The organism is Acinetobacter sp. RF14B (assembly GCF_006864105.1).
In the GTDB taxonomy this organism is placed as follows: Bacteria; Pseudomonadota; Gammaproteobacteria; order Pseudomonadales; family Moraxellaceae; genus Acinetobacter; species Acinetobacter lwoffii_C.
In genome coordinates, this window is sequence record NZ_SMTB01000042.1 from 1 (window position 1) to 23230 (window position 23230).

The following is a 23230-nucleotide window of genomic DNA, read 5'->3' on the forward strand; positions in this document are numbered from 1 at the left end:
CTCGCCCTGCATGGCACGTTCGGTAATTTCTGCAACCTGGGTGCCAACACCGGCTTCAATCGCCAGTTCATCAATGACTTCCTGTTCAATCAGGGTCGAGTCCATATCAAAGCAGACCAGACGGCGGTTACGGCGATAAGCATTATCTTCCTGTACCGCAACATCCACATTCAGTTCATTCGACAGGCTCAGGCAGGCTGCACGCATGGCCGCAGCATCCAGCATCTGCCCACTTAAACCGAACTGGATACAGGCACGTTTTGGACCTTTACTGGAGCCATCCAGCGCGGGACGGCCGGAAAGACGTGTGACCGTTTCAATATTAAAGCCCTGACTGGATACAATATGGGTCACAGCCTGAAGATGAGAGGCATTTAATTCCGGAGCCAATGCCGTTACGATATAACGTGTGCGTCCACCTTCTTTCACCCATTGCCCATATTCAGCAGTAGAGATCGGTTTAAAGCGCACTGTTAACCCGATATCATGTGCTAGAATCAGGATTTCCTTCATGGCTAATGCTGTTGCAGTCTGGTCATTAGACGAGACCACAATTCCTAAGGTCAGTTGATTATGAATGACCGCTTGTCCTACATCTAAAATTTGTAAGGAATGGGCGGACAAAACCTGCATTAATCGTGTAAATTGATTAGGCTGGTCGGGTCCTAAAAATGATATAAGAATGATTTCTTGCATGAATTGACTCGGGTCTGATCTGAGCGACAACAATTGTTAGAATCATAATCGAAATTGAACAGAATTGCCTTGGAAGTTTAAGTTGAATGCGCCTAGACAAGGGCTATTTGCTAGCCTACTGATTGTAAGTTTTGCTTTACATACCTTTTTACTGGTATTGGCAACCACTCACCAACTGAATGACAACCGGGCCAGTCAAGGGCAGCTGATGACCAGTCAGCTGGTCACTGACAGCCTGGCAGAGCTTGAACCCGCCAACCGTGTTTCCTTGGCGCTTCTGGCCAATCGCTATGCCACCAACCCCAGTGTAACCTCTATCCGTATCCTAGATGCGAATGGTCAGGTTCTGGCCACTGGCGGACTGACTAAAACTCGTGAGGGTGAAGTTTTTGTTCGTGATGCCCTGCAAAACGAGAAAAAAGTAGGGGTCATTGAAATCACCCTGATTGAGCCAAGTATTGGGGAAATCCTCCGTACCCAATGGCTGGCGATCCTGTTCTCTTTTGTCATTCATGGCCTGCTCTGGGTAGCTTATCGTGCAGTAGCGCGTCCAAGCCGGACCGAATATCTGGCGCGCATCAACAATGAATCACGCCTCAAGTTTGAAATCCAGAGCCTGACCCAGGCACTGGAGCAGGAAAAGCACAATGCCGCTTTGGCGATTGCCCAGGCTCAGCAGGCTCTTAAACACAAACCCAAAGAAAAAGAGCAACCGGCGGTGGTGCTGGATCATGACAGTCTGTCTTTGAACATCCAGTTCTATGATCCAAAACAGTTACTGGATAGCGTCAATAAAACTGTGTCTGTGCCTTATTTCAATCTGTGCCAGATTTTCCTGAACAAGGCCACTGAGCTCTGTGTACAACATTACAAGCTGAACAGTCAGGATATTTCTACCGTACAGAAATTTAATGAAAAAGGCGCAACCATCAGTATTGCAGCAGACAAACCGGATGCCTTGGGTTGCCTGACCATGATCAGTGCTGTATTTCAGCTGCTTTCGGAGGTCTTGTATAAACGTTACCGTGAAGAAAAGCGTTTTGTCCTGCAAACCCGTAGTGCCATTTCATCAACTGTGGAGGAAATGCAGTTGAATTCGGTACAGGCAGCAGAACGTCTGGTCCAGCAACTGATGGCCAAAGAAAGCGCCCTGCATGTTCCAAATAGCTTACTGAAAAATATCTCAGATCATTTTGAACTGGTCAGCATGCCTAATCCAACCAATGTACTGACCCGTCATGCTTTTGTAGTCAATGGCATGGATGCTGAAACAGCCGAGCTGGCCCAAACGTTCAGGACTGAAATTCTAAAATCCAAGCAGTCCAAAGCATCATAATAGCGACTGAAATACTTCCTAAGAAAAGCCGTATAGCGTTGTATATACGGCTTTTTTAATGGGAATAAATACTTATCAGAAACTCAGGCTTCTTGAAAGGATGACGTTCATCTAGTCCAGCTTATGGGGGGTTGTTTCAGCCTGTCTTGACGCCCAGTAAGTCGCCAGAGCCGGTCCAGAAATATTGTGCCATAAACTGAAAATAGCACTCGGTACAGCAGTGACCGGAGACGCTGCAAAATGAGTAGCAGCCAAAGCCACGCCCAGCCCGGAATTTTGCATACCCACTTCAACGGCAACGGCGCGACAGTCTATTTCTGCCAGCTTAAACAGGCGGCTGGCCCAATAACCCAGTAAATAGCCCAGTCCGTTATGTAAGGCCACAATTCCTAAAATCATCAAGCCGGATTCCAAAATCTGGGTTTTACTACCCGCAATAATTGCAGCCACAATCGCCACAATCGCCAGTACTGAAACCAGTGGCATAACCTGAATATAGGCTTCGACCCTGGTCTTTAACACTGCCCGAACCATCAAGCCCAAGAAAATTGGAAATAACACCACCTGCAAAATTGAGATCAGCATCGACCAGGCATTGATCTCAATCCATTGACTTGCCAGCAGATAAAACATGATCGGTGTCAGAATTGGTGCCAATAAGGTTGAAACTGAGGTACAAGCCACCGACAGGGCCGTGTTGCCTCGGGCCATATAGGTAATGACATTCGAGGCCGTTCCTCCCGGACAGCAGCCGACCAGAATCACACCGACTGCAATTTCAGCAGGAAGCCGGAACAACTGACAGAGCAAAAAAGCCAGCCCGGGCATTACCAGAAACTGGGCCACAACGCCAATCGCCACAGCCTTCGGACTCTGCAAGACGCTTTTAAAATCGCCCAAGGTCATGGTCATGCCCATACCAAACATGATCAGCCCCAACATCCACGGAATATAGGCACGTAACCAGACAAAGAGATCAGGCAGCATCAAGGCAATCGCTGAAAACAGGATGACCCACAAAGCAAAGGTTTTTTGGACAAACTGGCTAAATTGGAGCAGTGCTGACATGGGCTAATCCCATCAATAACAAAGAGAAAAGGTATCGCTTGATACCTCGACATTACAGGCAGTCTATACAGATTCCCAGGCTACTTCTATACAGCCAAAATCAGGCAGCATCCAGTATATCTTTTAGATAAATCCGTTTAACGCCCTGTGCCAGCATGTCCTGCCAGGCATGTTGCAAGGAACCGTTCAGATCAATACCCTTGGTTGCATCAGCAATCACATAGGCATTAAACCCCAGCTTGCGGGCATCCATCGCGGTCCAGGCCACACAAAAATCTGTCGCAATCCCGACGATAAAAACCGTATCAATATGACGTTCGCGCAAATAACCCGCCAGACCTGTAGTGGTTTTTTGATCCGCTTCTAAAAAGGCAGAATAGCTGTCGATCTGGGGATGAAATCCTTTGCGGATAATCAGTTGGGCTTGAGGCAGATGTAAATCTGGATGCAGCTCCGCATCTGGAGTACCCTGCACACAATGACTTGGCCAGAGTACCTGAGGACCATAGTCCAGCTGAATGGTCTGATAAACCGCTTTGCCAAAATGATTGCTCGCAAAAGAAACATGATCTGCCGGGTGCCAGTCTTGGGTCAGGACAATATTGTCAAAATACTGTCCCAATCGATTGATATTTGGAATAATCTGATCTGCATGTGCAACCGCCAGATTGCCTCCCGGTGTAAATCCTCGCTGTACATCCACCACGATTAAAGCTGCATTGTGCATTATTTTTATTCCTTAAAAACTGAATTTGCACCCAAGCATAGCCCAAAACGAAAGATTTTTTTTACTCTCTTTACTAAAATAAAATAACGGCCGATGCTGAAAAAACTGCTGCTGGCAATGATTTAAATATGTAATCAATCCCTTGGTTTTATCCAGTCAAAATGAGCATAAAAAAGCCTGCATGTGCAGGCTTTTCAATAGGGGGCTGATCAAACTTTAGTGCGGTTGACCAGAATCAGCATACATACCGCCGAGATCAGAATACATGGAATCGCTGCCGAGATAACCCCTGCGGCACCAAAACCTGCTACCAGAAGCTGACCTGCAATCGCAGGCCCAAGCATTGCGCCAACACGGCCTACAGCAGAAGCCACTCCTACCCCTGTACCACGTACTTCAGTTGGATACACAATACTCCCGAAAGCATACAGTACACCCTGACAACCAATAACGAAGGCACCGGCCAAGGCTGCTGCTATATACATCTGGTTCAGTGAGCTGGCACCATTCAATGCCAGCAAACCTGCCAAAATGCCACCATACATCAATACAATCACATAGGCTTTCTTCCAGCGATCCGTCAACATACCTAGAATGATGGTACCAATGGTCGCAGTTACCATGAAATAGAACTGGGCTGTTGAACCATTCTTACGAGTAAAGCCCAGTTCCATAAACAGTGATGGCAACCAGCTCAGCATGATATACACCACCATCAGGGTAAAGAAGTAACTCACCCAGATACATACAGTACGAAACAGGTTATCCGAGTTAAACAGGTCCTTGAAGGAGCCTTGTGATGCTGTCGCCAGCTCTGTAGCCGTTTTGTGCTGCGCTTTTAAATATTCCTTCGACTCCGGCAGAAACCCCATCATGAGTGGAATTGCAATAATCGGTAATAAACCACCCAGGTAGAATACGTTTTTCCAGTTCGCCCCAAATTCAGTTGCAGCCACTAAAGATAAAATGGCAGCGCCAACCGGCATACCGCAGTACATCAATCCCACCGCCCGACCACGATTTTGTGGCGATACAGCTTCAGATGCCAGAGTAATCAGAATCGGCATGGCTCCACCCAGACCAGCGCCTGCCAGAAAACGTACGGCCAGCAAGCTATGAAAACTGTTGACCCATACGGTACATAAGGTAAAGAGAGCAAATATTGCTGTCGACCAGATCAGGACTTTCTTACGGCCAATACGATCTGCAAACCGACCGCCGACCAGTGCACCCGGCAATAAGCCTAGAATCCCTGCACTGAAAAACACCCCCAATTGTGAACTATCAAGACCAAAATGCTCACGTATACCCGCTGCAGCAATCCCTGCTGCCTGAATATCTAAGCCTTCAATCACGGCAATCAGAAAACAGATCGCGACCGTGACGATGGCATGCTTATTGTCTGATTTTTCCATTGGAATATCCTTGTTTAATCAGCGTTCAAAAAGAGAGCCCATCATCTATGAGTGGCCAATTAGAATTAACTATCAAAAAGTTGAACGCTTTGGTTGGATTTCCGAACAGGAGAAATTTTGATGACTTTCGCATTGCTTGCAATAAAGTCTTAAAAACGATTAATTAAAGTTATATAAAATTCAGTTTCTTATCTATAAGACTTATAAATCAGCCCTAAGATTTAACCAGTTAGAAAAATAAATGATTTAAATTTAATACTTTAAACAGCTTAATCAGACGTTATTTTTATTTAACAGGCTCATTTTCCGCTCTATTTCTATATTTTTCACATCTCAATTCATCGAATATAAATATTAGTTCATATCCAAGTACAATTTTCTATTAAAAAAAACTTAAAAAATCAGAAGGTTGAATATTTTTATAGCAGTATTTTAGTCGCAGGGTTATAAAATAAATCGGTCAGAAAAAGCTTTATAGCAAGTTTTATTTACCTTCTATCTAGCTTGAATGGGCAGTCAAACACCTCTTCTCAGCTCTTGATTGTTTTACATAGGCTTTGTATAAAGAATCAGTGGCTTTGACTAAAGCATATTGTTCTTATGCGTTTGATCAGTCATAATTTGCATAAGCAATATTCAATTCAGCCCAGATTAATTGAATTTGTTCTCAATCAGAATACAAACCCATCCAAATTTATGTTTTCTCATTCTCTTCGGATGGACAAATAGGATAGTTTTTCAAAATGACTCAGCAAGCACAGACCACTCAGGGTTCCATTGTCGCAATCGTCACCCCAATGTTTGAAGATGGCAGCGTAGATTGGAAGAGCCTCGAGAAGCTGGTTGAGTGGCATATTGCAGAGGGTACAAATGGAATTGTCGCCGTAGGTACTACCGGTGAAGCCTCTACGCTCAGCATGAGTGAACATACGCAGGTGATCAAAGAAATCATCCGTGTGGCAAAAAAACGTATTCCTGTGATTGCGGGTACGGGGGCAAACTCGACCCATGAAGCCATTCAATTAACCCGTGAAGCCAAAGAACTGGGGGCTGATGCTGCCCTGTTGGTGACACCTTATTATAATAAACCGACCCAGGAAGGCTTATACCAGCACTATAAGGCGATTGCTGAGGCAGTTGATCTTCCACAGATTCTTTATAATGTGCCGGGCCGTACAGGCGTAGACATGGCCAATGAAACAGTGATTCGTCTGGCAGATATTCCGCAAATTGTGGGCATCAAGGACGCAACCGGTGATGTTGCGCGTGGTGCAGCCCTGCTTGAGGGCCTGACTGGCAAGAACATGACCGTCTATTCAGGCGATGATGCAACGGCTTATCAGCTGATGGGTCATGGGGCTAAAGGTAATATTTCGGTGACTGCCAATGTGGCACCCAAAGCCATGAGTGAAGTCTGCGCGGCTGCACTTCAAGGCGATATGGCACGTGCTGAAGAGCTGAATTCGCAGATTGCAAATTTACACAATATTTTATTTTGCGAATCGAACCCGATTCCTGTGAAATGGGCACTTCACGATATGGGCTTAATCGGTACAGGTATTCGCCTGCCATTAACCCCTCTTGCAGAACAATATCGCGCTCCGCTTCATGAAGCACTGGTTGTAGCGGGCGTCATTCAATAAAAGAGCACAATTATGCATTTACGTTTAGGACTTACCTTCGCACTTTCAGTATTGGGTCTGGCAGGTTGTAGTTCACTGGCCTTTAATAATGGCACTTTAGATTATAAAGAAACGACTACTCTCGAACCCTTACAATATCCTGAAGGTGCCATGGTACGTCCTGCAACGCCATTGTACCCTGCTCCTATTGTAGATCCGCTGGCGATCGAGCATGCGCCCAAGCTGGAAAACCAGCGTGCGAACCGTTTTGCCCTACCACGTCCACCTGCTCAGAGTATGGATTCAACCCAAACTGATGTAACTGAGACGGCTCCGATCGGAAAACCACAGCTGGTTGTGGATGGAAATCAAAATCCACTACTTAAAATCGATGGAAATTCTGCTACAATCTGGCAATACACACTTGCTACCCTCAGCAGCCTTAACTATTCCATCGTTGGCCAGAACCCAAATCGTCATGAAGTGACGATCAAAGTCGACCAGCAGACCTATGTATTAAGACTATCTCCTGTCGGTTCGAGTCATAACCTCGCTGTGTTCAATACCGATAACAGTTTTGCAGACCGTGAAAAAGCCGCAGAACTGCTCAATCAGATTTACCAAAATTGGCCAGCCTAGACAGTTCTAGGCATTTTTTTTTGTAGAAGGTTCCCTCATGTTAAAACAAACCTTGCTCTATACTGGTAAAGCGAAATCTGTCTATACCACGGACAGCTCAGACCACTTGATTTTAGTTTTTCGTGACGATGCGTCCGCATTCAATGGCGAAAAAATCGAACAACTAGATCGTAAAGGTAAGGTGAACAACCGTTTTAACGCCTTCATCATGGAAAAACTGGCCGAAGCGGGTATTGAAACCCATTTCGAAAAACTGTTAACACCGAATGAAGTTCTGGTCAAAAAACTGGACATGATTCCGGTAGAATGCGTCATCCGTAACTATGCCGCGGGTTCTTTATGCCGCCGTCTGGGTGTAGAAGAAGGTAAAGAGCTGACTCCACCAACATTTGAATTGTTCTTTAAAGATGATGCGCTGGGCGATCCAATGGTCAATGAATCGCAAGCGATTGCTTTGGGTTGGGCCAATGCTGAACAATTGGAAAAAATGAAAGAATTGACTTATCAGGTGAATGATGTGCTCAAAGCATTGTTCGATGCTGGCAATATGATTCTGGTGGATTTCAAGCTTGAATTTGGTGTTTTCCATGACCGTATTGTGTTGGGTGATGAGTTCTCTCCAGACGGTTGCCGTCTGTGGGACAAAGACACCAAGAAAAAACTGGATAAAGACCGTTTCCGTCAAGGTCTTGGCGGTGTTGTAGAAGCTTATGAAGAAGTTGCGGCACGTTTGGGTATCAATCTTGAAGATATCTAAGCCCTAGCTGAAGCTAAGCTTTAAAAAACCGGACGATCAGTCCGGTTTTTTTGGATAGAATGATTGTAAAAAATAATCCTGTTGATAAAAATGATTGTTTTTACTGTATGTAACGTCTCTATTAGATTTTTTTATAGCAAGCTAAACTAGAATTCTCAGAGCGTTCAATCGCTTTTTAGCCGACCAGATTTCCCCCCTCCCCTCGAGGAGGTTATCTCCCCGAAAAAACATCCTGTTTTCAGCCCAGTTCACCTCGAACTGGGCTTTTTTTAACTATTGCTGCTGTTCCTGCTGCCAGCGGCGCTGTTGCAAACGTTCCGCTTCCACTTCACGCTTATTACGTGCCGATTCATACAATTTGGTGCCTTTTAGCTCAGGCGGCAGATAGTCTTGCAAAACAAAATGTTCCGGATAATGATGCGGATAGAGATAATCCACCCCATAGCCCTGGGTTTTCATCAGTTTGGTCGGTGCATTGCGTAAATGTAAAGGCACTGCAAGATTTGCGGTTTTTTCTGCCAGTTCCATAGCTTTGTTAATCGCCAGATAGGTACTGTTACTTTTGGCGCTGGTCGCCAGATATACCGCACATTGCCCCAAAATAATCCGGCCTTCCGGCATGCCAACAGCCTGTACCGAGCGGAAACATTCACCAGCCAGCAACAAGGCATTTGGGTTAGAATTGCCAATATCTTCTGAAGCTGCAATCAGCATACGGCGTGCAATAAAGACCGGGTCTTCCCCGCCTTTGAGCATGCGTGCCATCCAGTACAATGCAGCATCCGGATCACTACCACGGATCGATTTAATAAAAGCCGAGACCAGATCATAATGCTGCTCACCGGACTTGTCATAACGAGCAATATTCTGCTGTGCGACTTTGACCACCACTGCATTGGTGATGATATTTTCCTGCTCAGCTTCAAAAGTACTGGCCACTAAATCAAGCAGATTCAGTGCCTTGCGTGCATCGCCTGCGGCAAACTGGATCAGGGCATCAAATTCTTCAATCTGCAGATAACGTTCTTTCAGGAAACTGTCTTTTTCGATGGCCTGGCCCAGCAGGGTCTGAATCGCTTCAGGACTAAGTGCATTTAAGGTATAAACCTGACAGCGTGACAGCAAAGCACTGTTGACCTCAAATGAGGGATTCTCGGTGGTCGCACCAATCAGGGTAATCTTGCCTTTTTCAACCGCATTTAACAGCGCGTCCTGCTGGGATTTATTGAAACGGTGAATCTCGTCAATAAATACCACCGGTGTAAGCAGGTCTCCTGTTTCGGCAATCAGCTCCCGTAGTTCTTTGACTCCGGTATTCAGTGCAGACAAGCTAATAAATGGCCGATCAACTGCCTGCGCCAGCAGCAGGGCAATCGTGGTTTTTCCGACTCCTGGCGGTCCCCAGAAAATAATGGAAGGCAAATGCCCCTGATCAATCATTTGGCGTAAAGGTGCATTTTCCCCCAGCAGATGTTCCTGTCCGATAATTTCAGTAAGGTCACGTGGCCGTAGGCGTTCGGGAAGCGGAATATGGTGGTCTGACATCGGATAATAGGCTCAACATAAGAACTGATTTCATTCTAACATTCGCAGTTTTGAATCCAACATTCAACGTTAAAACTATAAAAGATTCGTCAGGGTCTGTTGATCTTCCATCAAAAGATTGCGCGCTCTGCTAAAACTGGGCAAATAAGGCGTGAAATACAGGAAATAGCCAGACTGCCCAGTTTCATAACGCAATCTGAGCCAGTATCAGTGCTATAAGCGCAAATGAAGCAGCATCTTGTTCAAAGCCCAAGAGAAGTAATATATTTTTTAATTTCCCATCCACGCACCTATGGAAGAGCAAGCAAATTAAAGCTAGTAAATTATGAATTAATTACATTGTAACTTCCATATTGTTTTATTCTAATTAAAATAATCGGAGCAACCTCGCAGCACACTTTAGAGGTTATGGCGGTGAATGCATGAAGCCTGGCAAATCTAGATCAATACCTGCAGAAGCTACGGAATCCCGGGTTACTTCTGTTGGGCTATTGCATTCGTCCAATACCGTTGCCATACAGCAATTCATTGATGATCTGCCTCATCCCCTTTGGGTGATGAGCAAAGACCAGCGGCAGTATTTTAATACAGCCATGATCGAGTATCTGGGTATTAACCTGAATGACAGCCACCACCTCGACTGGCATCATTTTATCCATAACGATGATTTGCAAGCTGTTCTCGATCAGTGGCATATAGCGCTCAGCCAGCAGCAGAATATTGACATCCAATGCCGTATCCAGCAGCCTGAAGGCAATTACCACATGTGTAGGCTGAAGATAAAATACTGTCCTCAGCCCGAACATCTGCTGCAATGGTCCATTTCCCTGACCGATCTACAGGACTATATTGAACTTCAGCAACAGCTCGCTCAGAGCGTACCTCGCCAGCACAACATGCCGGATGGCCCAGCAGGAAAAACCGGCCAGATCCATCATTCTGACCATCAAATCCTGAGGATTGATCCGCTCCCGCAAAATGACCGGTGTACCCCGGACAAGATCGACCAGCAAACGTTGGCAGAACTGCAATTGAATAGCGTGAGTAAACGCGATGAATTAACTGGCCTATATAATCGTAATACCTTCTATCGCACTTTCAAACAGGTCTTGTCCCAAGCCAAACACCAAAACAAGAAACTCGGTTTATTGCTGATTGACCTGGATTATTTCCGGCATATTAATGACACACTGGGGCATCTGGCGGGAGATCATTTGTTGCATGTTCTGGGTCAACGTTTCCAGAACTGTTTTGCTGCCAATACGCTGGTTGCCCGTCTCGGCGGTGATGAATTTGCAGTGTTGGTCGAAGATCTGAAAAGTGAGGAACAGCTGATTGCGACGGCGCAGCTGGCCTATCAGCAGCTTAAGCAGCCGGTGGGTTATCTGGGACACAGCATGCGCAGTGCGATGAGTATCGGTTGCACCATTTATCCGCGAGATGCCTTAAGTAGTTCTAATCTATTAAAGTCTGCCGACATTGCCCTGAATGATTTAAAAAACAGTGGTCGTGGCGGGATCCGCATGTTTAATCAGGAGATGTCGACCTCTCTAAATCAAATTACCCGACAGCTGACGCTGGCCCGCAAGATTATTCATGCCGATCAGATTGTGCCTTATTATCAGCCCAAAGTTCGGCTGTCAGATGGTGCAGTCATTGGCTTTGAAGCCTTGTTACGCTGGCAGGACCGGCACCAGCAGATCCAGCTGCCCTCGGATATTTTCGGTGCATTTCAGGACTATGAGCTGGCTTCGCGGATTAGTGAAACCATGCAGCTTAAAGTCTTTGCAGATATGAGCCGCTGGCAGGCTCAAGGTCTGGAACTCTTGCCAATTTCAATCAATGCAGCACCAGTTGAGTTTCTGCGCGACAACTATGCCGAAAAACTGCTGGCGCGTCTGGCCAGATTTGATATTCCAACCGATAAGGTCGAACTGGAAATTACCGAACAGAGCCTGTCAGAAAGTGGCGCCCATTATGTGGTCCGTGCCTTAAATCTGCTCAAGCAGGCCGGAATTCATATTTCACTGGACGATTTTGGCACCGGACATTCATCGCTCACCCGCTTGCAGGAATATCCGGTCGATTGCATCAAGATTGACCGTAACTTTGTAGAACGCATGAACACAGATCCGTCTGCCTTGGCCATTGTCAAAGCCATTACCCAGATTGGTTCGAGCATCTCGCTGGATATTCTCGTGGAAGGCATTGAAAATACCGAACAGCTAGATACCCTGATGGGTTGTGATTGCCAGATCGGACAGGGTTTTTATTTTTATCGTCCCATGTCCGGCGAGTCAGCCCAGCAGCTGCTACGTTCCACTGGTTAAAAAGCTGAACCTTGCAGTCTAGCGTACCCAGCGGACTATATATTCTTCAATTTCATCTTCGTGTATATCAGTCTCACTCAGACAGCGACCCGCGGCAGATTTTCTGGCCTGCAGGATAGTTTGCCGTGAACCCGTGTTCAGATAGTGCCAGGACGGCAAACTCTTGCCTTCATTCACACGGCGATAGGCACAGCTGGACGGCAGCCAGTGAATCTCTTGCAATTTTTCAGGCGTGAGCTGAATACAATCTGGCACATAGTCCAGACGGTTGGAATAATCCGCACAACGTGCCGTCTGACAGTCCAGTAGCTTGCAAGCAACCTTGGTATAGGCGACTTCTGCCGTTTCCTCATCTTCCAGCTTGATCAGGCAGCAGAGTCCGCAGCCGTCACAGAGCGCTTCCCACTCGGCTGAGGTCAGTTCAGTCAGGGTATAATGTTTCCAGAAATGCGGACGCAGAACATCAGACATAAGCAATAAGTATGGTAAAAGTCAGCTTATTATACCAAGTCTCAACAGACGAAATGCAGCGGGCGTCTCTTATTATCAGCACGTAAACTATTGTTAAATCATAGACAGTTCATCAACAAAACACTAACAGTGCCAAAAATTGATTATTTCTATACTGATTTTGAGAATAAAAACACATGGAGAATATTATGTTTCGCTGGGCTATTATTTTTGCTGTGATCGCCTTAATTGCCAGTTTACTCGGTTTTGGTGGAGTAGCCGGCTTATCTAAGGATTTCGCGATTATCTTACTGGTAATTGCTGTTATTCTTGCCATTGTTGGTTTTCTTTCTCGCGGCAAGGTCTAGCGACTGAACAGTGCCAAGAAAAAGTAACTTCAAAAAAACAAGAGCCATTTGGCTCTTGTTTTTTTTATAGATTAAATGGACTTAGGGTTTAAGATGACGAGGTCTAAAGCCCACTACTAATAGTGCTACTGCATAGGCCAGCATCCCCACCAAACAGAGGATAAGTACTTCCACCACCCGCATCCAGGCGGAAACATCCGCATCATACCAAGTCAATGCATAGCCCAAGGCCGCAATCATCACTGCATTGGCGAACAGAAATTGCAGGAAGATCTTTTTCCAGTGAGCGCCAAAGCGGAAAATATTGCGTTTGTGCAGGTAGAAATAGAGCAGGCCCGCATTTACCATAGCCGAACCAGTCGAGGCCAGTGCCAGCGCCATATGTTCAGCTTCCCAGTTAATCAGCTTGAACAGGCCAATAAACACCACGTTTAAAATCGCATTGGCTGCCACAGCCATCAGGCCAATCCGGACCGGGGTACGGGTATCCTGCTGGGCATAAAAACCAGGTGCAAAGACCTTGATCAGCATAAAGGCAATGACCCCACCACTCATACATTGCAGGGCTAGTGCGGTCATCTGGGTATCTTCAAAAGTGAACTGACCGCGTTCAAACAGGGCCTGAATAATCGGGGTCGACAGCATGAACAGCGCAATACTGGCCGGTAGACCCGCCATAACAATCACTTTGGCAGCCCAGTCCATCATTGCTTTGAATTTTTCCGGATTCTGCTCGCTATGCCGTGCCGATAAAGAAGGCAAAATCACCGTACCTATCGCCACACCAATTAGCCCCAGCGGCAGCTCGGTCATACGCTCGGCACTGTACAGCCAGGAGACTGAACCATCCTGCATAAAGGAAGCCCAGATGGTGTTCAGCAGCAGGTTAATCTGGGTGACAGAGACTCCAAACAAAGCCGGCAGCATCAGTTTCATGATGCGCTCTACACCTTCATGTTTAAAATCAACTTTAGGCGGAATCAGCAGCTTTTTACGCCACAGTTCTGGAATCTGCAGGGCCAGCTGTAAAATACCGGCAATAATCACGGCCCAGCCCAGTGCCATAATTGGCTCGGCCATATACGGGGTAAGCCACAAGGCACCGGCAATCATGGCCACATTTAATAAAACCGGTGCAAAAGCTGGCGTGGTAAAAGAGCCATAGGTATTTAAAATACTACTGGCAAATGCCGTCAAAGACATGAATAGCAGATAAGGAATAGTCAGCCGGAACATGTCGGTGGCCAGTGCGAACTTTTCCGGATCACTATGGAAGCCCGGTGCATAGACATACATTACCGCAGGGGCAGCAATAATCGCCAGCATAGTCAAGGTGGTCATTACTGTGGCCAGACAGCCAAAGACCCGGCTAATCAAAATCTGAACTTCAGCATGGGCCCGACCGGTTTTGTATTCGGTCAGGACCGGAATAAAGGCTTGGGAAAAAGCCCCCTCTGCAAACAGTCGCCTGAAAAAGTTCGGAATACGAAAGGCCACCACGAAGGTATCAAAATCTTTACCGGCACCAAATACATTCAGTAAAACCACATCCCGGATCAAACCCAGAACCCGTGACAACATGGTCATTGCACTGACAATCACGGTCGAACGCCAAAGCGCCATCCTATTCACCTAATCTTAATTTGTGGCTATTGTAATCAAACTCAGGAAAGAAGTTTATGACTTAATTACCTGACTCTGCAGCGTTGATTGCTGTTTTATAATACTGGAGCTGACTGCGGAAGCCAGCCCAGTCAAAATACGGTCCCGGATCGGTCTTACGGCCTGGGGCTATATCTGAATGCCCGGCAATATGCTGCTGGATTTTAGGATAGTGGGCTTGCAAACACGCCGTAACCTGCACCAGAGCAGCATACTGTGCCGCTTCAAACGGCAGGTCATCGCTGCCTTCCAGCTCAATTCCGATTGAATAATCATTGCATTCTTTTTTGGCCAGATAAGTCGAGCGCCCGGCATGCCAAGCCCGATCCTTAAAATTGACAAATTGCAGTACTTCACCGGAACGTAAAATCAGCAGATGGGCCGAAACCTGCATCCCTTCAATGGTTTGAAAATACGGATGCACAGAGCAATCCAGTTGATTCTGGAAAAACTGTTCAATATAAGTACCGCCAAATTGCGACGGCGGCAGGCTGATATTGTGAATCACCACCAGCTGAATTTCGGTCTGCTCGGGGCGTTGGTTAAAATTCGGAGAAGCCAGCTGACGTGCGCCCAGCAATTGCCCATCCTTGATGTGAAACTCAGCCGCCTGTTGCATAATCCTGTCCTGTTGCAAAATAAAACCTGCAATACCCGGATTGCAGCCCGCCTAATGCTAAAACTTTCAAAGGAAAATCTCAATTCATCCTCATGGCAGGGAGGAAAAATCGCTTATTTTTATGTAACAGTGTTAAGATAATGCGCAATTTTTCACGGCTAAAAAAGATACGGAAATACTCATGAGCATATCTCAGGCTTTGCTAGAACAGTCGATTCAGATCAATATCCAACAGGCCTTATCGGAAGATATCGGAGACGGCGACATTACGGCCCTGCTCACTCCTGAAGATGAACAGGCCACTGCCACCATCATTAGCCGTGAAGATATGGTGCTGGCTGGCCAGCCGTGGGTGAATGCCCTGATTCATGCCTATGACCCGAAGGTCGAAGTGACCTGGCTGAAAAATGACGGTGAACGGGTAGAGGCCAATGAAGTCTTTTTAAAGTTGGCCGGTTCGGCACGCAGCCTGCTGACCGTGGAACGTCCTGCCCTTAACTTCATCCAAACGCTTTCTGCTGTGGCGACCAAAACCGCTTTATATGTCAAGGAGCTTGAGGGTTTAAATACCAAATTGCTGGACACTCGTAAAACCTTGCCCGGCTTACGGATTGCCCAAAAATATGCTGTTGCCATTGGTGGCGGGCAGAACCATCGACTGGGTTTGTTTGATGCCTTTCTGATTAAAGAAAACCACATTATGGCGGCAGGCGGCATTGTTCAGGCCATTGCCAAAGCCCACAAGATTGCCCTAGGTAAATTGGTAGAAGTCGAAGTGGAAACCTGGGATGAACTCAATCAAGCTTTGGAAGCCAAAGCGGATATTGTGATGCTGGATAACTTTAGCCAGCAACAGATGATTGAGGCGGTGCAACATGTCGCAGGTCGTTGTAAGTTGGAAGCTTCAGGCAATATTACTATTGAAAATTTACGTGAAGTGGCCAGTACCGGCGTGGATTATATTTCTATGGGCGTTTTAACCAAAGATGTGAAAGCGATTGATTTATCCATGCGCTTTAATGCCTAATTCATAATGCAACAAAAGGGGCCTAGGCCCCTTTTATTGTTCTCAAACTTCTATTGTTGATATGAGCGCATCCATAAGATGGCACGATACTGAATGTTTTAAATGGCACTTCCCATAAATGGATCAGAATAGCTGTCCTTGCCAATCTCCAGACGGCCAGCAAAACGACGCTGGAACTGCTCATCCCCCACGATGCTGACACTAAAGTCATACCAGCCATATACAGCCGACATATCTAAAATCAATTCGTTCTCAGTCGCGGTAGTAGGGATTTTCCAGGTTTGTCCATCCAGATAAGCATTGGCTTTGACCAGCAGATCTACCGCCTGCTGACCATCATGTCGTACTTTAAGATAAATTTTCGGGTCACATTCCTCGACACAGATCCGAATTTCAGGCAGGGAATTTTTTTGTGCAGGCTGCTTGAGATCCCCCACGAAGGCCCGATGGAAACCATTTGGCCCCAAGACCCACAAGTCATATGCTCCATCGACCAGCGCCCAGTCATCATCCAGTTGCTTGCCTGCTTCGACCATATAACGTCGTGGAATCGCGTTTAAATCCAGTTTGTTATAGACATGGAATACTGCCGCTTGCTGTCCGGTGTTGGAAAATAGCAGTTTCACTTTATTTTCACTGGCCAGGACTTTGGCACTGCTGTGTAAAATATAAGGCAATGCCCGAGAATAGCGAATACCCAGCTCCTGCTGAGGGAAGTTTTGTGTAGATGGCACCGGAACTTGCGGCAATTTTTGCTGTATCGCCCGAATCGCATCTGCTTCCGCCTTGGTCTTTTGCCCAGCCAGTTTCGGCAAAATATCCATATTCGGGGTTTTAAAGTTAAATGCAGAGGTCAAATCTCCACACACCGCACGGCGGTAAGGACTGATATTGGGTTCTTCTACCCCAAAACGCTCTTCAAGAAAACGAATAATCGAAGTATGGTCAAAAACTTGGGAATTTACCCATCCTCCTCGACTCCATGGAGATATGACATACAAGGGCACACGAACCCCAGGTCCATAGACGCCATGCCAAAAGTTTTTATTTTCACCATCTACATATTGCAGCAGCGGCTGACGGGTTGAACCTTCAATGCGTGGATGGTTGAAGTATTCAGAAGAAATCAGATCATCATCTAGGGTAGTTTTACCATGGACTTTAATAATTTCCCCGTGCTCATTAATTTCACGTGAAGGCGCAGAAGGCGAAGGCATATGGTCAAAAAAACCATCATTTTCGTCAAAATTGACCAACAGTACGGTTTGACTCCAGATCTCAGGATTTTCAGTCAAAGCATTCAGCAATTCCTGAATATACCATGCCCCTTGTACTGGGCTGGAAGGCCCCGGATGTTCACTATATGCAGCCGGTGCCACGACCCAACTTACCTGGGGTAGCTTTCCATCCACAATATCCTGCTTCAATTGTCCCAGTAACCCTCCATCATGGGGCATGGTATTGGCAATGCCTTTATATAACGGCTCCTTGGCATCAATGGCTTCATCATAGGCAGGACAGACAGGGTCAGAGTGGCTGACGGGCTTGCCCGACTGCTCATTGGCGCGACGGTATTGTTTAAATCCGGCCAGCGGGTTATCCGTAAAGTTGTCCGGCATATTTTGATAGACTTTCCAGCTCACTCCGGCTTCTTGCAGGCGTTCAGGATAGGTTGTCCAGTCATAGCCCTGTGCAGATGAACCTATCCCATCAAATTCATTGACTACACTGGCTACCCCTGCCCCAGTAGGCCCATTGGTTCCTGTCCAGATAAACTTACGGTTTGGATTGGTTCCCGCATGCATGGCACAGTGATAAGCATCACACAGAGTAAAAGCATCCGCCAAAGCAAACTGGTATTCCACCTCTACCTTTTTATAGTAGCCCATTGACTGGGTCTGTTTATGTTCTACCCAGTTGCCCATCCGGCCTGTATCCCATGCCGCTTGACCATCTACCCAAGAGTGTGGTGTGCCTGAAACCCGCTGTGCATTTCCCAGGCTGCTATCCAGATGATAAGGCAATACTTTATTTTTTTTCTTGTCATACTGTTCCCAGACTTTACGGCCATCCGCCAGTGGAATCGTAAAACGGTCGCCAAATCCGCGGACGCCTTTTAAGGTACCAAAGTAATTGTCAAATGAACGGTTTTCCTGGGTCAAAATGATCACATGTTTCACATCTTGAATGGTTCCGGTTTCAACTTTGGCATCTACCGCCAACGCTTTTTGAATGCTTAAAGGAAAACTGGATAAGGCAGTTGCCCCTAATAATGTTTTTGCTGAATGAGTTATAAAGTCACGACGGTTCATTTTCACTTTCCTCTGATTTATTTTAATTAAGGCGCGCAATGCACTTTGCAGCTTGGTTGCGGTGATGGAGGAGAGTTGCTCTGACTGTCTTCATCATTATTACAGGCACTGAGCAGGAAGCCCAAACTCAGCAAAAAAGTGAGAGAAAGTAAACGCATGGAAAATTCCTTATATTTTATGCGCCCCCAGAGATAAACAATAATTGTGACCCCAAGATGATACTTTGCTTACAGAACCGTGACAGATAAAAAAAAGCACACCCGAAGATGTGCTTTTTATTGAATAAAATAAATAACTTACCAGCCCAGTGCTTCCTGCTGTTTCTTGACCAACTCCTGGATGCCTTTTTCGGCCATTTCCAGCATGGCATTGGATTGTGCACGGGTAAACGGTTTATCTTCCGCAGTTCCCTGAATCTCAATAAACTCACCAGCCTGAGTCATTACCACGTTTAAATCGGTCTGGCAGTTAGAATCTTCTTCATAGCACAGGTCGAGCAGGACTTCATCTTTATAGATGCCCACTGAAATGGCAGCCACCAAACCTTTGAGCGGATCTTGCTTGATTTTTTTATTTTCCAGCAAAACATTCATGGCATCCACCAAGGCAACCGCAGCACCGGTAATTGCAGCTGTACGTGTACCACCATCCGCCTGAATCACATCACAGTCCAGAGTAATGGTATTTTCACCCAGCTTTTTCAGGTCAACCATAGAGCGTAAGCTGCGTCCGATTAAACGCTGGATTTCCTGAGTACGGCCGCTTTGCTTGCCACGCGCTGCTTCACGGTCACTACGGGTATGGGTCGAACGCGGCAACATGCCATATTCAGCAGTGACCCAGCCTTGTCCCTTGCCTTTCAGGAAACGAGGTACTGAATTATCAATACTGGCCGTACACAGCACCTTGGTATGACCAAATTCAACCAATACGGAGCCTTCCGCATAACGTGTATAGTTACGGGTAATTTTTACTTCACGTAATTGATCTAATGCTCGCTGGTCGATACGCATAATAAGTCCTGCTGTTGGCTAAAATAATGGTGGTCCAGTATAACAGAAGCCTTCTCCCAAGATCAGGACAGCAAAGTAATCATTTACAAAATCAAATTATTAGCAGTATTTCAGCCTGAATCGGCTCTGATTGGGCAGATGCGGATAACCCTATGATTGAATTTTATTTTTGCTACACTGCACGATCCGCCCAGGAAGTTTTCTATGTCTTTACGTGAAGAACGCAAGCAGCAAAGTCGTCAGGCGCTGCTGGACGCCACCTTAGTATTGAGCAGTCAAGGCCGTGCTTTTAGCAGTATCAGTTTGCGTGAAATTACGCAGGCTGTGGGACTGGTTCCGGCTGCGTTTTATCGACATTTCAAAAACATGGATCAGCTCGGACTGGAATTGCTGGATCAGGCTGCACTGCATATTAAAGGGGTGCTGCACCAGCTCGGACCGACTGATTTTTCCCTGAACCAGCTAGCTGACAAAGTCGAACTGTTTTTTCAGAAGGTCGATGCGTATCCCCAAGCCTGGATATTTTTAAGTGCAGAACGTTGGGGGGGCTCTATGTTTTTACGTCAGGGAATCGAACGCGAAATTCATTATCTGGTAGAAGATTTGCTGCATGGCCTGCAACAGATCCCAGCGCTGCAGCCGCTCCAGTCTCCGGTTGAACTGAGGGCGCTGGCCCAGATTCTGCTGCCTTTGGCACTTAACTGGGCCATGGACTGGATTCATCTTCAGACCCAGATCCATCCAGCATCAGATCAGGCAGCATTCGCGCATTTTAAAGCCCAATGCCTGACACAGCTGCAGTTATTGTTCTGTGGCGTTTTATCCAGTCCGTCTACGCGCACAACAGACCTTCAATAAAATATAAATTTTGGAAGATCTAAAAAAACCTGCATCTGGATGCAGGTTTTTCAATTCAATCAGGACCGGCTTATTTGGCCTTACGTTCCTTGTCTACCAGGTAGTTCACCACTTGAACCACTTTTTCACTGTCGCCTTGCACCACATATTTACCATTCACAGTTACGGCAGGCACACCACTCAACTGGTAAGCAGCAGCCAGATTTTTAGCCTGAGCGATTTTTGATGAGATCGGGAATGATTTATAAGTGCTGTTAAATTTTGCTTCAGGAATACCATAACGGGTATAGAATTTTGCCAGCTGTGCCTGTTCCAGAATTGGCTGTTGCTTGGCGTGAATATCATGAAACAGCTGCAAATGCGCTTTCTGGCGAACCCCTAAAGCCTCAGAGGTATAATAAGCACGTGCGCCCTGCTCCCAAAGCGGATTCATAGCCGCCGGAGTACGTACAAAACGCACATCTTTAGGTAGTTTTTTCAACCAGGCTTGCAGATGCGGTTCAAGCGTATAACAGTGACCGCAGCCATACCAGAAGAATTCACGTACTTCAATTTTCCCCGGTTTTTCAACTTTGACTGGATTTGCCAGAACTTGATAGTCCTGACCTGCCACAAAATTGGCCATGGCACTGCCGGAAAATGCCAAAACAGATGCGGCTACAGTACCTAAAATAAATTTTTTCATTGGGATTATCGTCCTCTAAATCATTATCTTTAGTTTATGGGTTCACTATAAAGCAATTATGCCGTGTTCGTTTTTATTCTGTGAACTTTTTTACGGCTTTTATCGCTTTTTTTGCCAGAAACGCTACACTAAACAAGTGTACTGATTTACAAGAATTTAAATCAGTTTATCTGGCCCTATGGCAAATTAAATTTTTACATAATCACAACTGATTGAGGTAACACCGATGTCGCAATTGAATGTTGATCCACAAGAAATTGCCAAGTTTGAAGCATTTGCAGCTATATGGTGGGATCAGCATTCCGAGTTCCGCCCGCTGCATATGATCAATCCCCTACGCTTGAACTGGATTGATGAACATGCGGGCGGACTAAGTGGCAAGAAAGTGCTGGATGTGGGCTGTGGTGGCGGAATCCTGTCCGAAAGCATGGCACGCCGTGGTGCTGAAGTGCTGGGAATTGATATGGGTGAAGCCCCGCTAAATGTAGCGCGCATTCATGCCGAGCAGGAAGGTGTCAGCAATATTGAATATCGCCAGATTCCGGTGGAACAGCTGGCCGATGAGCAGGCAGGTCAGTACGACATCGTGACCTGTATGGAAATGCTGGAGCATGTGCCGGACCCGGCTTCGATTATCCAGGCCTGCCACAAACTGGTCAAACCTGGGGGTCATGTCTTCTTTTCGACCATTAACCGCAATCCGAAATCTTATCTGTTTGCCATCATTGGTGCAGAATATATCCTGCGTATGCTGGCCAAGGGCACCCATGATTACAGTAAATTTATCAAGCCGTCTGAACTGGCTCATGACATTCGTAACGCGGGCTTAAAGCTCAAAGACATGACCGGTCTGCACTACAATCCGCTGACCAAGCGCTACTGGCTCGCACCAAATGTTGATGTGAACTACATGGTATATACAGTGAAAGAAGCGGCTGAGGCGACCCCATGAAAGCAGTTTTATTTGACCTGGATGGCACCCTGATTGATACGGCTGCCGACTTTATCCGCATTATCCAACAGATGTGCCATGAGGCAGGCCGTCCATTGGTCGATGCCGAGCTGATCCGGGCGCAGGTATCTGAAGGCGCTCGGGCCATGGTCAAGCTGGTTTATCCGGAGCTGCAAGTGGAAGATCCAGTCTTTCTGGAGCATCGCCAGCGTTTTCTGAACAGCTATGGTGCAGAAATTGCCGTCGACACCGATCTGTTTGCAGGCATGTATGCTCTGCTGGAAGAGCTGGAAGAACATGAGATTCCGTGGGGCATTGTGACCAATAAACCGCGCTGGCTGAGTGAAGCGCTGCTCAAGGCACTCAATCTGACCGAACGCTGTGCCGTACTGGTCTGCCCGGAAGATGTGACCCGGACCAAACCGGATCCGGAGCCGATGTATCTGGCAGCCCAGCAGATTAATATTGTGCCTGAAGACTGTATCTATGTCGGGGATCATCCTCGTGATATTGATGCTGGCCGTCATGCCCGAATGTATACTATTCTGGCGGCCTATGGCTATTTACCACTGCAATACAAAGATGACTTAACAGCCTGGCAGGCGGACTATATAGTGAAGGATGTGCCTGAATTACATCAGCATATCCAGAAACTGGTATTACAACAGCACAGTGTGCTGTCCTGAGGGCTAAACATCTCTAAAACGCTGAACAATAACAAATAAGGAGGTAGATCATGAAATATTCAGAATATCAACCTCGCCCCGATCTGCTGAAAGATCGTATTATCCTGATTACAGGTGCGGGCGATGGCATTGGTCGTGCAGCCGCAATCAGCTATGCCTTGCATGGCGCGACGGTGGTACTGCACGGACGTACCCTGAACAAGCTTGAAGTTATTTATGATGAGATTGAAAGCCTGGGTGCACCACAGCCAGCCATCCTGCCCCTACAGTTATCCAGTGCCTCCGAACGGGATTATGAAGTGCTGGTCAATACCTTGGACCGCCAGTTTGGACGTCTCGACGGCATTCTGCATAATGCCGGTATTCTAGGTGAACGGGTAGAACTGGCGCACTATCCGCAAGAAGTCTGGGATGACGTGATGGCCGTGAATCTGCGTGCGCCTTTTGTCATGACTCAGGCGCT

Annotated in this window: 23 protein-coding genes; 11 read left to right on the top strand and 12 right to left on the bottom strand. The window is 46.6% G+C overall.

The features are described from left to right. Positions 1-696 (bottom strand): ACT domain-containing protein (locus E2K52_RS07975; protein ID WP_319922800.1); only part of this gene is annotated, 696 nt, incomplete at its 3' end. 82 nt (positions 697-778) lie between these two features. Between E2K52_RS07975 and E2K52_RS07980 the strand changes: the two genes are divergently transcribed. After that, the gene (locus tag E2K52_RS07980; protein WP_151204630.1) at positions 779-2032 is read left to right on the top strand and encodes a hypothetical protein; all 1254 of its coding nucleotides are present in this window, start codon (positions 779-781) and stop codon (positions 2030-2032) included. Between the two features lie 111 nt (positions 2033-2143). On the opposite strand, the gene E2K52_RS07985 is transcribed toward E2K52_RS07980, so the two are convergent. The 3 genes from E2K52_RS07985 to mhpT form a co-directional block, all read right to left on the bottom strand. Continuing rightward, a complete protein-coding gene (locus E2K52_RS07985) occupies positions 2144-3100 on the bottom strand; it encodes a bile acid:sodium symporter family protein (RefSeq protein WP_151204631.1) in 957 nt (318 codons plus the stop codon). 100 nt (positions 3101-3200) lie between these two features. Next, complete coding sequence (gene pncA / locus E2K52_RS07990; protein ID WP_151204632.1) at positions 3201-3830, bottom strand: bifunctional nicotinamidase/pyrazinamidase; 630 nt, start codon at positions 3828-3830, stop codon at positions 3201-3203. 206 nt (positions 3831-4036) lie between these two features. Further along, a complete protein-coding gene (mhpT, locus tag E2K52_RS07995; protein ID WP_151204633.1) occupies positions 4037-5242 on the bottom strand; it encodes a 3-(3-hydroxy-phenyl)propionate transporter MhpT in 1206 nt (401 codons plus the stop codon). A gap of 743 nt (positions 5243-5985) precedes the next feature. Between mhpT and dapA the strand changes: the two genes are divergently transcribed. The 3 genes from dapA to purC are packed head-to-tail and all read left to right on the top strand — an operon-like array spanning position 5986 to position 8260. Then, positions 5986-6885, top strand: coding sequence for a 4-hydroxy-tetrahydrodipicolinate synthase (gene dapA, locus E2K52_RS08000; protein WP_151204634.1), 900 nt, complete (start codon positions 5986-5988; stop codon positions 6883-6885). A gap of 12 nt (positions 6886-6897) precedes the next feature. Then, the gene (locus E2K52_RS08005) at positions 6898-7503 is read left to right on the top strand and encodes a lipoprotein-34 precursor (NlpB) (RefSeq protein ID WP_151204635.1); all 606 of its coding nucleotides are present in this window, start codon (positions 6898-6900) and stop codon (positions 7501-7503) included. 37 nt (positions 7504-7540) lie between these two features. After that, positions 7541-8260 carry a phosphoribosylaminoimidazolesuccinocarboxamide synthase gene (gene purC, locus E2K52_RS08010; protein WP_151204636.1) on the top strand — a complete coding sequence of 240 codons (720 nt, stop codon included), beginning with the start codon at positions 7541-7543 and terminating at the stop codon, positions 8258-8260. 273 nt (positions 8261-8533) lie between these two features. Here purC and E2K52_RS08015 read toward each other — a convergent pair whose 3' ends face one another. Further along, entirely contained in the window at positions 8534-9805 is a 1272-nt protein-coding gene (locus tag E2K52_RS08015) for a replication-associated recombination protein A (RefSeq protein ID WP_151204637.1), read from the bottom strand. A gap of 422 nt (positions 9806-10227) precedes the next feature. Between E2K52_RS08015 and E2K52_RS08020 the strand changes: the two genes are divergently transcribed. Beyond that, positions 10228-12135 carry an EAL domain-containing protein gene (locus tag E2K52_RS08020; protein ID WP_151204638.1) on the top strand — a complete coding sequence of 636 codons (1908 nt, stop codon included), beginning with the start codon at positions 10228-10230 and terminating at the stop codon, positions 12133-12135. An 18-nt stretch (positions 12136-12153) separates the two neighbouring features. Here E2K52_RS08020 and E2K52_RS08025 read toward each other — a convergent pair whose 3' ends face one another. Next, a complete protein-coding gene (locus E2K52_RS08025) occupies positions 12154-12606 on the bottom strand; it encodes a YcgN family cysteine cluster protein (protein ID WP_151204639.1) in 453 nt (150 codons plus the stop codon). A 188-nt stretch (positions 12607-12794) separates the two neighbouring features. Between E2K52_RS08025 and E2K52_RS08030 the strand changes: the two genes are divergently transcribed. Further along, positions 12795-12953 carry a DUF1328 domain-containing protein gene (locus E2K52_RS08030; RefSeq protein ID WP_004647174.1) on the top strand — a complete coding sequence of 53 codons (159 nt, stop codon included), beginning with the start codon at positions 12795-12797 and terminating at the stop codon, positions 12951-12953. A gap of 81 nt (positions 12954-13034) precedes the next feature. Here the strand turns inward: E2K52_RS08030 and murJ are convergent, their stop codons facing one another. Both murJ and ampD read right to left on the bottom strand, forming a co-directional pair. Next, positions 13035-14585, bottom strand: coding sequence for a murein biosynthesis integral membrane protein MurJ (gene murJ / locus E2K52_RS08035; protein ID WP_171478829.1), 1551 nt, complete (start codon positions 14583-14585; stop codon positions 13035-13037). A gap of 52 nt (positions 14586-14637) precedes the next feature. Continuing rightward, complete coding sequence (gene ampD / locus E2K52_RS08040) at positions 14638-15234, bottom strand: 1,6-anhydro-N-acetylmuramyl-L-alanine amidase AmpD (protein ID WP_151204641.1); 597 nt, start codon at positions 15232-15234, stop codon at positions 14638-14640. Positions 15235-15415: 181 nt separating this feature from the next. On the opposite strand from ampD, the gene nadC reads away from it, so the two are divergent. After that, positions 15416-16261, top strand: a complete 846-nt coding sequence (nadC, locus tag E2K52_RS08045; RefSeq protein ID WP_151204642.1) for a carboxylating nicotinate-nucleotide diphosphorylase — start codon at positions 15416-15418, stop codon at positions 16259-16261. 98 nt (positions 16262-16359) lie between these two features. On the opposite strand, the gene E2K52_RS08050 is transcribed toward nadC, so the two are convergent. From E2K52_RS08050 to rph, 3 genes are all read right to left on the bottom strand, one after another. Continuing rightward, on the bottom strand, positions 16360-18573 hold the full coding sequence (locus E2K52_RS08050; RefSeq protein WP_151204643.1) for a phosphocholine-specific phospholipase C: 2214 nt from the start codon (positions 18571-18573) through the stop codon (positions 16360-16362). Positions 18574-18599: 26 nt separating this feature from the next. Then, positions 18600-18731 (bottom strand): hypothetical protein, encoded by a 132-nt coding sequence (locus tag E2K52_RS15575; protein ID WP_258170013.1) that lies wholly within the window; start codon positions 18729-18731, stop codon positions 18600-18602. A gap of 138 nt (positions 18732-18869) precedes the next feature. Continuing rightward, a complete protein-coding gene (gene rph / locus E2K52_RS08055) occupies positions 18870-19586 on the bottom strand; it encodes a ribonuclease PH (RefSeq protein WP_151204644.1) in 717 nt (238 codons plus the stop codon). Positions 19587-19790: 204 nt separating this feature from the next. Here rph and E2K52_RS08060 point away from each other — a divergent pair, with 204 nt between their 5' ends. After that, positions 19791-20444 (top strand): TetR family transcriptional regulator, encoded by a 654-nt coding sequence (locus tag E2K52_RS08060; RefSeq protein ID WP_151204645.1) that lies wholly within the window; start codon positions 19791-19793, stop codon positions 20442-20444. A 70-nt stretch (positions 20445-20514) separates the two neighbouring features. On the opposite strand, the gene E2K52_RS08065 is transcribed toward E2K52_RS08060, so the two are convergent. Then, positions 20515-21129: a thiol:disulfide interchange protein DsbA/DsbL gene (locus E2K52_RS08065; protein ID WP_151204646.1), complete on the bottom strand. Its 615-nt coding sequence runs from the start codon at positions 21127-21129 to the stop codon at positions 20515-20517. Between the two features lie 226 nt (positions 21130-21355). On the opposite strand from E2K52_RS08065, the gene ubiG reads away from it, so the two are divergent. The 3 genes from ubiG to E2K52_RS08080 all read left to right on the top strand — a co-directional run. Next, on the top strand, positions 21356-22081 hold the full coding sequence (ubiG, locus tag E2K52_RS08070) for a bifunctional 2-polyprenyl-6-hydroxyphenol methylase/3-demethylubiquinol 3-O-methyltransferase UbiG (RefSeq protein ID WP_151204647.1): 726 nt from the start codon (positions 21356-21358) through the stop codon (positions 22079-22081). Next, a complete protein-coding gene (locus E2K52_RS08075; protein WP_151204648.1) occupies positions 22078-22767 on the top strand; it encodes an HAD family hydrolase in 690 nt (229 codons plus the stop codon). The genes ubiG and E2K52_RS08075 overlap by 4 nt, the downstream gene beginning before the upstream one ends. A gap of 50 nt (positions 22768-22817) precedes the next feature. Beyond that, a partial coding sequence (locus E2K52_RS08080) for an SDR family NAD(P)-dependent oxidoreductase (RefSeq protein WP_151204649.1) occupies positions 22818-23230 on the top strand: 413 nt, incomplete at its 3' end.

Excerpts from the sequence above, each read along its gene's own strand:
- E2K52_RS15575 (WP_258170013.1), bottom strand. The coding sequence starts at position 18,731 with ATGCGTTTACTTTCTCTCACTTTTTTGCTGAGTTTGGGCTTCCTGCTC.
- E2K52_RS07985 (WP_151204631.1), bottom strand. The coding sequence starts at position 3,100 with ATGTCAGCACTGCTCCAATTTAGCCAGTTTGTCCAAAAAACCTTTGCT.
- dapA (WP_151204634.1), top strand. The coding sequence starts at position 5,986 with ATGACTCAGCAAGCACAGACCACTCAGGGTTCCATTGTCGCAATCGTC.
- rph (WP_151204644.1), bottom strand. The coding sequence starts at position 19,586 with ATGCGTATCGACCAGCGAGCATTAGATCAATTACGTGAAGTAAAAATT.
- ubiG (WP_151204647.1), top strand. The coding sequence starts at position 21,356 with ATGTCGCAATTGAATGTTGATCCACAAGAAATTGCCAAGTTTGAAGCA.
- ampD (WP_151204641.1), bottom strand. The coding sequence starts at position 15,234 with ATGCAACAGGCGGCTGAGTTTCACATCAAGGATGGGCAATTGCTGGGC.
- E2K52_RS08025 (WP_151204639.1), bottom strand. The coding sequence starts at position 12,606 with ATGTCTGATGTTCTGCGTCCGCATTTCTGGAAACATTATACCCTGACT.
- purC (WP_151204636.1), top strand. The coding sequence starts at position 7,541 with ATGTTAAAACAAACCTTGCTCTATACTGGTAAAGCGAAATCTGTCTAT.
- E2K52_RS08060 (WP_151204645.1), top strand. The coding sequence starts at position 19,791 with ATGTCTTTACGTGAAGAACGCAAGCAGCAAAGTCGTCAGGCGCTGCTG.
- E2K52_RS08020 (WP_151204638.1), top strand. The coding sequence starts at position 10,228 with ATGAAGCCTGGCAAATCTAGATCAATACCTGCAGAAGCTACGGAATCC.
- E2K52_RS08075 (WP_151204648.1), top strand. The coding sequence starts at position 22,078 with ATGAAAGCAGTTTTATTTGACCTGGATGGCACCCTGATTGATACGGCT.
- mhpT (WP_151204633.1), bottom strand. The coding sequence starts at position 5,242 with ATGGAAAAATCAGACAATAAGCATGCCATCGTCACGGTCGCGATCTGT.
- E2K52_RS08005 (WP_151204635.1), top strand. The coding sequence starts at position 6,898 with ATGCATTTACGTTTAGGACTTACCTTCGCACTTTCAGTATTGGGTCTG.
- E2K52_RS08030 (WP_004647174.1), top strand. The coding sequence starts at position 12,795 with ATGTTTCGCTGGGCTATTATTTTTGCTGTGATCGCCTTAATTGCCAGT.
- nadC (WP_151204642.1), top strand. The coding sequence starts at position 15,416 with ATGAGCATATCTCAGGCTTTGCTAGAACAGTCGATTCAGATCAATATC.
- E2K52_RS08065 (WP_151204646.1), bottom strand. The coding sequence starts at position 21,129 with ATGAAAAAATTTATTTTAGGTACTGTAGCCGCATCTGTTTTGGCATTT.
- E2K52_RS08015 (WP_151204637.1), bottom strand. The coding sequence starts at position 9,805 with ATGTCAGACCACCATATTCCGCTTCCCGAACGCCTACGGCCACGTGAC.
- E2K52_RS08050 (WP_151204643.1), bottom strand. The coding sequence starts at position 18,573 with ATGAACCGTCGTGACTTTATAACTCATTCAGCAAAAACATTATTAGGG.